The sequence below is a fragment of the Gordonia sp. SL306 genome (assembly GCF_026625785.1).
Classification (GTDB): Bacteria; Actinomycetota; Actinomycetes; order Mycobacteriales; family Mycobacteriaceae; genus Gordonia.
Genome location: NZ_CP113063.1, coordinates 620,640 through 633,425, shown reverse-complemented (window position 1 = coordinate 633,425; position 12,786 = coordinate 620,640). Strand labels below are relative to the sequence as shown.

9 protein-coding genes and 1 tRNA gene are annotated in these 12,786 nt (G+C 67.6%); 4 read left to right on the top strand and 6 right to left on the bottom strand.

Features of this window, described 5'->3' with window-relative positions; genetic code table 11:
* Positions 1 to 6 precede the first annotated feature (6 nt).
* Entirely contained in the window at positions 7 to 1,173 is a 1,167-nt protein-coding gene (locus OVA31_RS03030; protein ID WP_267629646.1) for a lipase family protein, read from the bottom strand.
* A 97-nt stretch (positions 1,174 to 1,270) separates the two neighbouring features.
* On the opposite strand from OVA31_RS03030, the gene pgm reads away from it, so the two are divergent.
* The 3 genes from pgm (at position 1,271) to OVA31_RS03015 (ending at position 3,957) form a co-directional block, all read left to right on the top strand.
* Positions 1,271 to 2,911, top strand: a complete 1,641-nt coding sequence (gene pgm / locus OVA31_RS03025; protein ID WP_267629645.1) for a phosphoglucomutase (alpha-D-glucose-1,6-bisphosphate-dependent) — start codon at positions 1,271 to 1,273, stop codon at positions 2,909 to 2,911.
* A 114-nt stretch (positions 2,912 to 3,025) separates the two neighbouring features.
* Complete coding sequence (locus OVA31_RS03020; protein WP_267629644.1) at positions 3,026 to 3,772, top strand: DsbA family protein; 747 nt, start codon at positions 3,026 to 3,028, stop codon at positions 3,770 to 3,772.
* Between the two features lie 112 nt (positions 3,773 to 3,884).
* A tRNA-Ala gene (locus tag OVA31_RS03015) sits at positions 3,885 to 3,957 on the top strand.
* Between the two features lie 79 nt (positions 3,958 to 4,036).
* On the opposite strand, the gene OVA31_RS03010 is transcribed toward OVA31_RS03015, so the two are convergent.
* The gene (locus tag OVA31_RS03010; RefSeq protein WP_267629643.1) at positions 4,037 to 4,954 is read right to left on the bottom strand and encodes an NADP-dependent oxidoreductase; all 918 of its coding nucleotides are present in this window, start codon (positions 4,952 to 4,954) and stop codon (positions 4,037 to 4,039) included.
* Positions 4,955 to 5,076: 122 nt separating this feature from the next.
* Positions 5,077 to 8,466: an AfsR/SARP family transcriptional regulator gene (locus OVA31_RS03005; protein WP_267629642.1), complete on the bottom strand. Its 3,390-nt coding sequence runs from the start codon at positions 8,464 to 8,466 to the stop codon at positions 5,077 to 5,079.
* Positions 8,467 to 8,593: 127 nt separating this feature from the next.
* On the opposite strand from OVA31_RS03005, the gene OVA31_RS03000 reads away from it, so the two are divergent.
* Complete coding sequence (locus tag OVA31_RS03000) at positions 8,594 to 9,235, top strand: hemerythrin domain-containing protein (RefSeq protein WP_267629641.1); 642 nt, start codon at positions 8,594 to 8,596, stop codon at positions 9,233 to 9,235.
* A gap of 547 nt (positions 9,236 to 9,782) precedes the next feature.
* On the opposite strand, the gene OVA31_RS02995 is transcribed toward OVA31_RS03000, so the two are convergent.
* From OVA31_RS02995 to OVA31_RS02985, 3 genes are all read right to left on the bottom strand, one after another.
* Complete coding sequence (locus OVA31_RS02995) at positions 9,783 to 10,220, bottom strand: VOC family protein (RefSeq protein ID WP_267629640.1); 438 nt, start codon at positions 10,218 to 10,220, stop codon at positions 9,783 to 9,785.
* Between the two features lie 10 nt (positions 10,221 to 10,230).
* A complete protein-coding gene (locus OVA31_RS02990; RefSeq protein WP_267629639.1) occupies positions 10,231 to 11,862 on the bottom strand; it encodes an esterase/lipase family protein in 1,632 nt (543 codons plus the stop codon).
* Between the two features lie 139 nt (positions 11,863 to 12,001).
* The gene (locus OVA31_RS02985) at positions 12,002 to 12,709 is read right to left on the bottom strand and encodes an alpha/beta fold hydrolase (RefSeq protein WP_267629638.1); all 708 of its coding nucleotides are present in this window, start codon (positions 12,707 to 12,709) and stop codon (positions 12,002 to 12,004) included.
* Positions 12,710 to 12,786 lie beyond the last annotated feature (77 nt).

Genomic DNA, 12,786 nt, shown 5'->3' with positions numbered 1-12,786 from the left:
CTCCGATCAGCCGAGCCGTGCGTTCAGGAAACCGATCGCGATCGGGATTCCGGTGACGATGGTCGATCCGTGATCGCCCGGGATGGCGACCGTCTGCACCGGGGTGCCGCGGCGACGCCACGTGGCCGCGACCGCCTCGACCGTGCTCGTCGGCGTGAGCTGGTCGCCGGAACCCTGATAGAGCAGGACCGGCATCGGTGGGGCGCCCGGATAGTCCTGCACACTGTTCTGGCGCAGGGCGCCGAGGCCGGCCCGGGTCTCGGCGAACTGCCCGCCGGGTACCACGTCGGCGACCCGCTTGTTGGCGCCTGCGTCGATGATCTGCTGGGTGCAGGCGTTGCGGATGCGAGCCGCCAGTCCTCGCCCCTGCGCATTCAGCTGGGTCGACAGCGGGAGCTGCTGTGGATACTCGCGCTCGAGCCCCATCGCCGCGGCGAAGCCCAGACCGAACAGCGGGTTGGGGGTGCCGCCGAGCGACCGCGCGATGGACTCGATGTTCATCGGGGTGCCGCCGGCAGAGAGTCCGACGAGGTTGAGGCCCCGGCCGAAGCGCGGGGCCAGAACGGCGGCGAAGGCACTGGCCATGGCTCCACCCGAGTAACCGGCCAGTGCAGTCCGGACACCACGTCCGACGCGTAGCCGTGGCTCGTCCTGCGCGGCTCGGATGGAGTCGAGGGTGAGGACGCCGCCGAGGCGGGCGGCGCCGTAGGCACTGGTCGGTCCGAGGTGGTCGGGAACGTTCACCGCGTGACCTCCGGCGAGCATCGTCTGGATCAACGGGTTCTCCTGCAGCCCGCCCGCGAAGAGTTGCCTCGACGGCGCGCACTGCAGACCCAGCGCGTTGGTGAACGGCTGATACGAGAGCAAGCTGTGCCGCGCGCCGCCGACTGGGGTGAACACCGTCGTGACGCCGGCGATCGGTCGTCCCTGCGAATTGGTGGACCGGAACATCACCTTGGCGGCGGTGGAACCAGGGAACGGGCTGGGCATGGGCCGGTACTTCAGCACCTGCCCGGGTCGGGCCCCGGCGAGCCCGGCCGGTGTGGCATAGGAGGAGTCACCGGCGGACGCGGGCCAATACGGGGCGGAGTTCGCGGGCGCGGTGGTCAGGGTCGGTACCAGCGCGAACGCGACGGTCGCGACCGAGGCCACCAGGAGTCGTACGAATCTCATGCGGAAGGGCCCTCCGTGCATCGTGCGGATAGAGCTCACGGTAGCCGTTCGCTCGTAGTCACCGACCGGATCGGTCCCACGATGGCAGAATTGCGGCATGGCACACCCGCGCGCAGGAACACTTGCGCTCCCCGAAGATCTGATCGATGTGACTGCCGTCGAACGCGCCTATTACGACCTCGTCCCCGACCCGGCCGATCCGATGCAGCAGGTGTTGTTCGGTACCTCGGGGCATCGTGGGTCCAGCCTGGATTCGGCGTTCAACGAGGCGCACATCCTCGCCACCACCCAGGCGATCGTCGAATACCGGACGTCGGCCGGGATCAAGGGGCCGCTGTTCATCGGGTTCGACACCCACGCGTTGTCGATCCCGGCCTGGCGGAGCGCGCTCGAGGTCCTGACCGCGAACGAGGTCACCGTCTACATCGCGGAGAACGAGAAATTCACGCCGACCCCGGCGGTGAGCTTCGCGATCCTGCGTTTCAATCAGGCCAACCCGGGGGTGCTCGCGGACGGGATCGTCGTGACGCCGTCACACAATCCGCCGCGCGACGGCGGGTTCAAGTACAACCCGCCCAACGGAGGACCGGCCGACACCAGCATCACGTCGGTTGTCGCGCGTCGCGCCAACGAGCTGCTCGCCGACGGCCTCGCCGGTGTCAAGCGCATCCCGTTCGAGCGAGCACGCAAGAGCGAGTACATCCGTGAGTATCCGTACACGTTCAACTATGTGGACCACCTGCACGAAGTGGTCGACATGACGGCCATTCGCGACGCCGGAGTCCACATCGGCGCCGACCCGCTCGGCGGTGCGTCGGTCGGGTACTGGGCGGAGATCGGGTTCCGCTACAACCTCCAGAACCTGACCGTCGTCAATCCCACCGTGGACCCGACCTTCCGCTTCATGACCCTCGACACCGACGGCAAGATCCGGATGGACTGCTCGTCGCCCAACGCCATGGCGTCGCTGATCTCCGCGCGCGATTCCTACGACATCGCGACGGGCAATGACGCGGACTCCGACCGCCACGGCATCGTGACCCCCGATGGGGGCCTGATGAATCCCAATCACTACCTCGCGGTGGCCATCGAGTATCTCTTCACCCATCGCGAGGGCTGGGGTGCCGACGCGGCGGTGGGGAAGACGTTGGTGAGCTCGTCGCTGATCGACCGCGTCGTCGGCGGTATCGGTCGTCGGCTCGTCGAGGTGCCGGTCGGGTTCAAGTGGTTCGTCGACGGATTGCTGGACGGCAGCATCGCCTTCGGTGGCGAGGAGAGCGCCGGGGCATCGTTCCTGACCTTCGACGGCGGGCCGTGGTCCACCGACAAGGACGGGATCATCATGGCCCTGCTGGCGTCGGAGATGCTCGCGAAGACCGGCAAGACGCCGTCACAGCGCTACCGCGAGCTCGCCGAGCGGTACGGGGAGAGCGCTTATGCGCGCATCGACGCGCCGGCGTCGCGAGATCAGAAGGCGTTGCTGGCGAAGCTGTCCGCGAATCAGGTGAGCGCCACCGAGCTCGCCGGTGAGCCGATCACCGCGATCCTCACCGAGGCGCCGGGCAACGGCGCACCGATCGGGGGCCTGAAGGTGACCACCGAGAACGCGTGGTTTGCGGCACGTCCGTCGGGAACCGAGGACGTCTACAAGATCTATGCCGAATCGTTCAAGGGCGCCGAGCATCTCGCGACGGTGCAGGCGCAGGCGCAGGAGCTGGTCGATTCCGTTCTCGTCTGACCTGCGGCTCGTCTCAGTCTGCTCTCATCGGCAGCTGGCTAGAGTCGACGCCGTCAACCGGTCGACGTCGGCTGCGATTCCCGACGGTCGCGTGAGCGATGAGAAGGTAGTGGTGTGAGCGACAAGCGCAAGCCCGCGACGCCCAAAGAGACGTCGAGATATCAGCCGAGGGCCACCTCGAGCCGGACCACCTACATCCTGGCCGGCGCCGCGATCGCGGTGATCGCCGCGCTGGTGGTCGGTGGCATCGTGTGGAACAGCCACCGTGACTCCGGCGGAGTCGACGAGGCGGTGCTCAGCGAGAACGCGGCGCAGATCATCGGCGCGCCGTCGGCCCCGCAGACGATCGATGTGTTCGAGGACTTCATGTGCCCGGTGTGCCATGAGTTCGAACAGCAGTCGGGCGCCTCGATCACCAAGGCGATCAACGAGGGCACGCTGCGGGTCCGCTATCACATGCTGAACTTCCTCGACGACCAGTCGTCGTCGGGGGACTACTCCTCGCGGGCCGCAGGTGCCGCCCAGTGCGTGGGCGCCGGGGAGGACAAGGAGATCTTCCTCAAATTCCATTCCGCACTGTTCGCCAATCAGCCCAAGGAGGGCGGCGGCACGGACCTGAGCAACGCCGATCTCGCCCGCATCGCCGGCGAGCAGGGGGCGTCACCGGCGACCCAGAAGTGCGTCGCCGACGGGGCCAAGGTCGCCGAGGCGAAAGACGCCGCAGACCAATCGGAGAACCAGCTCTCGAAGGCCACCAACGGGCAGGTCGCCACACCGACGGTGCTGTCGGGCGGAGCGCCCGTCGACGGCATCATGGACGGCACTGGATGGCTCGACGGCCTGCTCGCCGACAAGGGCTGAGCGCGGCAGGCGGATTTGGTCGGAATCCCGGCGATGGTGTAGTTTTGCCCTTGCTCTGGAAACGATGTGACCACCGCGGTGAGCGCTTCGAAGGGCCGAGACAACTACACACGGGGCTATGGCGCAGCTGGTAGCGCACCACACTGGCAGTGTGGGGGTCAGGGGTTCGAGTCCCCTTAGCTCCACCCGAGTTTGCCCTTGCGCAAACACTTGCTGTGGCCCTGAAGAGCTTCTCGCTCGTCAGGGCCACAGTCTTGTTCGGGCTCAGGGCTCGAGCACGTAGCGCCCGCGCGTCCCGCCCTCGGCCATGGCCCGGTGGGCGTCCGCGGCCCGGGCCAACGGCATGACGGCATGTACGCGAGTCGGCAACCGGCCCGACGCCGCGTCGGTCAGCAGCTGCCCCAGTCGGGGACCGTTCGACTGTGCCATCAGTGTGCTCACAGTGATCCCTCGCTCGGCCACTGGCACGATATTGGGCCGGACACCGACGAAGGCTCCGCCGTCGCGGACCGGGGTCAGGCCCCACAATTGCCGCGGCGTGGTGTCGACCACCGCGTCCCAGCCCGTCCCGGCACTCGTGACGAACTCAGCGCCGAGACTCCGCACGAAGTGTTCGTCCGTCTCTCGGGCCAGGCCGGTAACCTGCCAATCGCGGTCGGGGGCGAGGGCGGCAACGTTGGCCCCGATCGCTCCGGCCGCGCCGGTCACCAGTAGTCGGTTTCCGCCAACGCGTGCGTCGCCGAGTAGATCGACGATCTGCGCCGCGCTCAGGCCGGACAGCGGCAGCGTCGATGCCGCGACCAGGTCGAGTCCGTCGGGTACGACGGCGAGGTCGGCGGCGGACACGACGAGTTGTTCGGCGTAGGTACCGAAGTCGCGGTCGAAACCGAGGACGACACCGGCGACCCGGGTGCCTACGGACAGGTTCACGCCGGGCCCGACGGCGCGCACGGTGCCGGCGAAGTCCCAGCCCAGCCCGGTGTGCGCTGGCTGGTTGATCATGCCCAGCTCGTGGAAGAACCCGCCCACGACTCCGAGGTCGGTGGGGTTGACCGGCGTAGCCGCGACCGCGACCCGGACCTCACCGGGTCCGGGCTCGGTGAGCGGGACGTCGATGATCTCGATCGAGTCGGGCCCACTCGGTTTGCGGACGACGGCGGCACGGAAAGTAGGTGTGCTCATGTTTCGCTCCTCTGTAATTTCGGTTTCGATGAGCACGACAATGGTCCGGGGGTTTTGGAAGGGCCTTGGAGCTGACTTGGAACGCTGGAACCGGTGCACAGGACACTCGCGCCGAACGCGCTTCAGCGTGGACGAGGGCTCGAAACATGGCTGCCGCGAGCATGTTCGGCTTGTGTTCGGGCGTCGGCGGACCAGTGTGGGGCATGCCACCGATCGGCGATGGCGGCGGCGCGAGTGAAGTGGGCGACGGCTTCGTCGTGGTGACCGAGGAAGACGGCGAGTTCGCCGAGCGTATGGGCGACCGGGCGCAGGGCCAGTGACACGCTCTCCGCGCCGGCCGGGGGTCCGTCTCGGTGTGGGAGCAGGTCCGCGTAGACCTGTTCGGCGGTGTCGCGGTCGTTCGCGGCGATTGTCGCCAGGGCACGCAGGCTGGTCAGGAAGGTGAAGAAGAAGTCGGGCCGGATGGGTGGCGGTGCTGCCTGGAAGCGGCGGATCTCGTCGCCGCGGCCTGCGGAGTGGAGGGCGAGCGTGAGCAGGTCGGCGACCATGGGGCCGAGTGCCGCGTGGAAGGCCCGCACGTCCTCCAGGTGGTCGCCGAGCGTGCCGGCGCCGATCCAGACCGCCGCCCGTGCGAGACGGAGGAAGCCCGCGGCGTGCACCGATCCGGCGCGTTCCATGCGTTCGGTGGCCTCGGCGTAGCGACGTTCGGCATCGGCGAACCGGCCCTCGATGAGCACCAGTGTCGCCAGCGCGATCTGGGCGGCGCCGATCGCCTCCGGCATCCGGTAGGTGCGGGCGAGGTCGAGCGCTTCTTCGGTGACACGCCGCATGGTCGTCGGATCGTTGGCCGCCGCGGCGTTTGCGGCCTGCTCCAGCAGTCCGGTCACGTGGTAGACAGGCAGGTCGTGTTCGACGCCGATCGTCACCAGCTCACGGGAGTACTCCTCTCGCCCGGACGCGCGTGCGAGAACCAGCAGCGCCGCGGCGCGAAGACGAGGATCGGCCGCGAGGTCGAGGGCTTGTCTCCCCGCCGCGACGACCGTCGGATCGTCCTCGCCAACCAGCTCGTGGGCGTAGGCGATGAGAAGGTGGGCCCGCAGGCCGGGGGCGAGGTCGGACCTTTCGAGCAGGCGGCCGAGGTGTTCGACAATGGGGTGGTCGATTGTGCCGTATGGGCGGGCTTGCCAGGGGGTGGGTTCGGTCCAGGCGGTGAATGCAGCGACCATCAGGTCCTCGCGCCCGATCGAGTCGGCGTACTCCACGGCCTGTTTGCGTGTGTCCCTGGCCGCGGAGAAGGATCCGCTCCGTACCTGTGCGCGTAGCAACCTGCCGAGCAGGTCGATGTGTTTGTCCGGGTCGACGGAATTGGTGATGGCCTCGGTCAGGAGCGCGGCCGCCACGTCGTGGGCATAGCGTGCTTCGGCCAGCTCCGCGGCGCGCACACAGTAGCCGACGGCATTCGGTGACCCCGCGCGCGCGTAGTGATGTGCGAGGGCAACGATATCGCCCGACCCCTCGAGTGCCGCGGCGATCCGGGCGTGCATCCTCCTGGTCCGTACCTGGCTGACATCGGTCACCAGCGTGTCCCGGACCAGAGTGTGCACGAACCGGACGCGTCCGGGCCCCGGCTCGTCGAGCAATCCGGCGATGACGCCTGCGTCCAGTGCATTGAGCACGCCGTCCTCGTCGGTGTCGGCGGCTTGGACCAGCACATCGACCGAACTCTCTCGTCCGGCCACCGCCGCCAGCCGCAGGACGGAGACGTCGCCCTCGGGGAGCCGGGCGAGCCTGCGCCGCAGTACATCTCGGACACCGTCAGGGACCTCGGAGAGCGCGACCAGCGCGCCCTCTCCGTGTAGCAGGCGCGCGCTCTCCCGCACGTAGAAAGGGTTGCCGCCGGTTCGCTCGGAAATCCCGGCCACGGTCGTGTCGTCGGCCGCGCACTCGGCACGTACGAGCTCGGCGACAGCGTCGGCTGGCAGTCCGGGCAGGTCCAGCCGCATCGGGGCGGACCGGGCGAGGGATCCGAGGGTGTCGGTAAGCCGCTCGCCCTCGTCCCCGCGATACGCCGCGACGATCAGGATCGGGGCCCGCACACCCACGCCTCCGCCGAGCAGATCCAACGTCGTGCCGTCTGCGCAGTGCAGATCGTCGAGGATCAGCGCGACGGGACGCGCGGCTGCGGCCGCGCTGAGCCAGTTCCACAGTGCCCTGCGCAGCCGGAACCGCCCAGCCGTCGCGTCATCGGCGCCGGGCGCGGAATCGCTGAGCAGCGGGGCCAGATCGCCGGACAGCTCGCCGGGCGGGCAAAACGCCGCCACGGCCTGCAGAGCCTCGACCCACGCCCAAGCGGGCGGAGCGCTGTCCAGCTCGGGGCAGCGTCCGGCGGCAACGAGCCACCCGTCCTGTTCGAGCCGTGCGCCGAGATGCTCCAGCAATGTCGACTTGCCGAGTCCGGCCTCCCCGGTGACCAGCGCGACACGAACCCCGTAGGCGGCGGCTTCCTTCGCCGCGGCCATCATCGCCGCGAATTCGCGATCGCGGCCCACGAATGCGCCTGTGCCGGGTTCGCCGCTTGACGGTTCGATGGTTCGCAGCGCTGATGTCGTCGAGTCCGTTCGTGCCCCAAGCGTTCTTGTGACATCTCGGACCTGTTCCGCACTGGCATGCGACGCGGGTTGATCGAACGACGGGGCACTGTCGCCGGACACCTCGGCGCGCCGGGGTGCCACGGAGGTGAGCGGAACGGCGGCACGCAGGAAATCTGTGCGCTGGGCGAGAAGTGCCGATTCCAGTTCCAGCAGATCCGGGCTCGGATCGAGACCCAACTCGTCGGCGAACGTCGCGCTCGCGCGGCGCAGCACGGCCAGCGAGTCCGCTCGGCGACTGCTGGCCCACAGCGCAAGGGCGAGCATCCGCCAGCCCTCTTCGCGCAGCGGCTCGTCGCGGGTGAGGCCCTCCGCCTCGGGAACCACCGTCGCGTGGTCGCCCAGCCGCAGCCCTGCCGCGATGCGCAGTTCGCGGGCGACCACCCGTAACTCGTCGAGCCGGGCGATCTCTGCTGCGGCCCAGGGCTCGTCGGCGAACTCGGCGAATGCCGGTCCTTGCCAGAGAGCCAGCGCCGCACCCAGCCGTTCGCGGGCGGCGCGGGGATCGGCGAGCGCACGAGCCTCGTCGAGCAACTCTTCGAAACGCCACGCGTCCACCGATTCCGGCGGCAACCGCAGCGCGTAGCCGGGTGCGGCGCTCACCAGCATCCGGGCCGGGGTGCGTGGCGCGCGACCGGGTTCCAGCAACCGGCGCAGGTTGGACACGTATGCCTGCAATGAGGTGCGGGCGCTGCCCGGCGGTTCGCCACGCCACAGATCCTCGACCAGGCGATCGACCGACACGACCTGCCCGCGGGCGGCCAGCAGCAGGGCCAGCACCCCGCGCTGCCGCGGTCCGCCGAGCGGGACCGGCCCATCGCTGTCCTCGGCCGTGAACGAGCCCAATACCCGGATCAAACCCATGATCCGGCCGATCGTACGCGCGGCCGGCACCGGTGTTCCAAGTTGTCTCCAAGTGCCTTCCAAAACGTGGGGTTCAGTCTAGGCGCATCGACCCATCGAACCGATGAAACACGAAGGGAACCAGCAGATGAGTATCGACACACGTGATATGGAAGTGGTCCACCGCGGACTCCGCCGCGAATCGCGGCTGCTGATCGAGCTGGTGGCGGCGGTCCCGCCGGGCAACACCGCTCGCGCTGCGATCGTCGCCGACCACTTCCGTCTCTACCGGCTGGGGCTGCAGAATCACCATGAGGGCGAGGACGAGCTGCTATGGCCGCCGCTGCTGGCCCGGGTGGACCTCGGGACCGAGATCGTCCTGCGGATGGAAGCTCAGCATGAGCGAGTGGCCTCCACGTTGACCAGGCTGGACGCCGATGTGCCGGTCTGGGAGGCCAACGCCGGTGCCGCCGAACGCGATGCCCTCGTGGCCTCACTCGTCGACCACCGGGCGGTCCTGACCGAGCACCTCGACGACGAGGAAGCCACCCTGCTGCCACTCGCCGCCGACCACCTCAGCGAAGCGGAATGGGCCTCGCAGGGTGAGCACCTGGTGGCGCACACTCCCAAGCTCACACTGCTCACACTTTTCGGGGTGGTCCTCGAGGACGCGAACCCGTCCGAACGCGCGCGCCTGCTGTCCGGCCTGCCCGCCCCGGTCCGCGGCATCTGGCACCTCTTCGGCCGCCCCCGCTACGCCCGCTACACCCACCGCGTCCGCGCGGCCTGACCATTTCCGACCATCTGAAACCAACTCTTCACCAAAGGAGTTCATCGTGAGCCGACCATCGGCAGTTCCCTCGCCGCACTCATCGGAATCGCGGTCATCGTCATGGAGAACTCATTCTTCTGGGCGCCGCGGGGTGCGACCGTCTTCGATATCCGGATTCCCCCATCCAGGATCTCGCTTTCCGTGCGCGGCTGTGTGTGAAGGGCATCCGTGACACGACCGCCGTAGCGTCCATTCTTGTCGTGCTTGCCGGCGCCACTAGGCGCGCTCGTACACCCTCGCCCTGATCCCCGATTGGAGACGCGGCGATGGTACTCCGCAGCAAGGGGCCCAAGTCGACCGCTTACGGAGTCCACGCCTCCTCCGCGGCCGTGATGATGGTGGTCGCAATGCTACGCGGGACGACACCAAAGGTGCCCGCGCGCAACGACTTTCACACTGGCAGTGTGGGGGTCAGGGGTTCGAGTCCCCTTAGCTCCACCCATGAAACCCGCTCTGACCTCGGTCGGAGCGGGTTTCACTGCTTCTGGGCGATCTCCCGGGGCCGTCAGCCCTTCTTCAGTTCCTCGGCGAGCATCACGATGATGCCGCTGGGACCGCGGACATAGGTGAGCTTGTAGACGTCCTGATAGGTCGCCACGCCGCGCAGGGGGCGACAGCCGTGCCGCGCGGCGATCTCGAGGGCGTGGTCGATGTCGTCGACGGAGAAGGCGACCCGGTGCATACCGATCTCGTTCGGAAGCGTCGGCGCCGTCTCGATGGCCTCGGGGTGGATGTACTCGAAGAGCTCGAGGCGACCCTGACCATCCGGCGTCTGCAGCATCGCGATCTTGGCATGGTTGCCGTCGAGACCGACGGCGGTGTCGGTCCATTCACCGCTGACCGTGTCGCGGCCGAGTACCGTGAGACCGAGGTCGGTGAAAAAGGCGATCGTCGCTTCGAGGTCAAGGACGGCGATGCCGACGTTCTCCAGTTTGATGGCCATGCGGTGCAGGCTACCGGGTCGGGCCGTCGCGGTCGGTGATCTCGAACGTCAAGCGGGCATCGTCGCCGAAGATCTCCAGTTTCCGTGCCACCTCGGGCAAGGGGACTCCGAAGCTCCAGCGTCCGTCACTCTGCTCAGTCGGCACGGGTGTGTTCTGTCGGCCGGCATCTTTCAGCCCTTGGGTGATCGGTTCAAAAGTATCAATCGCTCCGCCGATCGACGAGTTCCATGCCGTGAAGGCCTCGATACCTGTCTGCGCCTGGTTCGGTCCCACGTCGACGATCAATGAGTCGGCCCAATCGAAGACCTGCTCGAGATGGTCGGAGAAATCGAAGATGCTGTTGCGCTGGGCGAGTTTGCTCACCCGAAGGACGAGGCTGTATCGAGCTCGCCCTTCGTGACGGACCTCGGCACCGGCGACGTCGGCCATCGATGCGGGATCCAGCAGGAAGGTACTCAGGAGCGGGACAGGATGGTCGGGGCTGTCGCCGAGTCGACGTAGCTCGTCGTCGAGCTGAATGGGGCAGTACTGGTCGGCCCGCTGCTCGCTCAGCACCACGGGAAGCCCACGAATGGACAGGCGTAGATCGGCCTGCCACGTCACGTGATCGTCTCCGTCTCGATCGTCGGGAAGTTTCGCCAGTCCGTCCAGGCCGACCTTGACCGTCCAGCGCCCGAACAGAAAGCGCCGCAGGTTCTGATAACCCTCCTCCGAATTCACCTCGCCGTACCGGCCGGAGTGGGACCGATACACGAAGGCGCGGTGCGCCTTTCGGACGTAGGCGTTCTCGATCCGAACGAGGCCGTCGCTCTTGGGGCCGACCACCGCCTTGGATGGACCGTAATCTTTCGGATTCGTGCCGATCAGGCAGAACACGTCGTCGGTGTCGAGCGCACCTGCGAGGTCCTGCGGGTCGAACTCGCCGTTCCTCGGTTCGTCACCGAACGTCTTGCCCGGGGTGAGGTATCCGTACATCTTCTCGGGAGCGAAGATGTCCGCACCTGCCGGGCCGACCGTCTCCTCGAGCCAGTTCAGCACGCCGCTGCCGAACACGATGCCACCATGCGGAGTTCCGTAGGTGAAGAACTTCGTGACGAGTTCTCGTGCCGGCGTTCGTTGTTGTTCTTGGCAGGTCTTCTGCATCATGCAGCGCGCGACGAGTCCGCCCATCGAATGAGCCACCAGGATCACCTTGTCCGCGCTCGTCTTTCGACGCACCAGATCGATCAGGTCGTAGAGGCCGAGTGCAGCGTCTTCGATGTCGAATCCGTCGGCGGTGACGCGTTGATGTATCGAGGAGAAGACCCTCTGCGCAACGTTCCGGTGAGGTGGAGCAGCAAATGTCGTCGCGGCCTGATCGTAGAACCGGTATACCCAGATCGAGTCCTCGGCAATGGCACCGTCATCGGCATTGCGCAGATACGCCTCCTGGTCGCCGTGCACGAGCAGTTTGTAGTCGTGGTCGATCAGCAACCGGAGCATCGGTCCTTCGAACTGGTAGAACCGCGGGTCCCCGTTCCCGTCGACCCGGATATGCGTGGCGCCTTCGTTGAATCCGTAGAACGGATCATCGACCTGGCTGTCGATGCCGGCTGTCCCGCCGGCGTAGCCCCGGATGTAGATGATCGGGTATCGCTCCATGTTTCGGCCTTTACGCGATGAGCGGCACCTGGTCCGGGCGGACCAGGTGGAGGAATCGAACACTCCAGATCATTCTGCGAGCCCGGCGATCTGACCGGAAGAGTAGTGCACTACCCGAGTCGGGCAATGCGACCTGTTTTCAGGTGCCGCCGCTGGAGAGGAACGCATCGGCCAGGGCCGCCGGCTGACTCAGCGCTGCCAGGTGACCGCCGGGGACCACCACGGCATCGACGCCGAGGCGCTCCTTGGCGAACTGCACCTGGAAGTCCCTGGGAAACAAGCGGTCGTCGCGACCGGTCACGACCGTGACGGGGGCGGGCCAGACGTCGAACGGCGTGGCACAGTCCATGATCGCATCGGACTGTTCGGGCTCGCCCTGCCTCATCGCCTCCTCGACGACGTCGTCGGGCACATCGTGGAAGAACTCCTGCATCTCGTCGATGTCGTCGCCGAGTTCACGGCCGTCGGCGGCGGCGAGTGCCTTGCGTGCCTGCCCGGCGCCGCTGTGGCCGAACCAATGACCCGGGGTCTCGTGGGGGAGCGGGATCATCGCGTTCACCAACACGATGCGTTCGGAGCCCACTCGCTCGGCCAACACCGGTGCGGTGAATCCACCCAGCGACTGCGCGACCACCACGACGTCACCGTCGCCTGCCGCGATATCGATCCCGGCGTTGCGGAGTTGCTGCACACAGGCGTCGGTGTAGGCCGCGAAGTCTGCGGCCGGATCCCCGGACGGGAGGTCGAGCGCCACCGCCCGATGTCCCCGCTGCTCGAGTTCCGGGACGACGCGATGCCAATACCAGCCGCTACCGCCGGCCCCGGGAACGAGTGCGAAGGTCGCCATCCGCTCATCCTAAGGGCGGACCGGCAGGGCCGGATCGGATCAGCACGACCCAAACCGTGGGCAAATGCGCCGCATCG

Bases quoted from the DNA above. Each gene is read 5' to 3' on its own strand.
- OVA31_RS03030 (WP_267629646.1), bottom strand. From the start codon at position 1,173: ATGAGATTCGTACGACTCCTGGTGGCCTCGGTCGCGACCGTCGCGTTC.
- pgm (WP_267629645.1), top strand. From the start codon at position 1,271: ATGGCACACCCGCGCGCAGGAACACTTGCGCTCCCCGAAGATCTGATC.
- OVA31_RS03010 (WP_267629643.1), bottom strand. From the start codon at position 4,954: ATGAGCACACCTACTTTCCGTGCCGCCGTCGTCCGCAAACCGAGTGGG.
- OVA31_RS03005 (WP_267629642.1), bottom strand. From the start codon at position 8,466: ATGGGTTTGATCCGGGTATTGGGCTCGTTCACGGCCGAGGACAGCGAT.
- OVA31_RS03000 (WP_267629641.1), top strand. From the start codon at position 8,594: ATGAGTATCGACACACGTGATATGGAAGTGGTCCACCGCGGACTCCGC.
- OVA31_RS02995 (WP_267629640.1), bottom strand. From the start codon at position 10,220: ATGGCCATCAAACTGGAGAACGTCGGCATCGCCGTCCTTGACCTCGAA.
- OVA31_RS02990 (WP_267629639.1), bottom strand. From the start codon at position 11,862: ATGGAGCGATACCCGATCATCTACATCCGGGGCTACGCCGGCGGGACA.
- OVA31_RS02985 (WP_267629638.1), bottom strand. From the start codon at position 12,709: ATGGCGACCTTCGCACTCGTTCCCGGGGCCGGCGGTAGCGGCTGGTAT.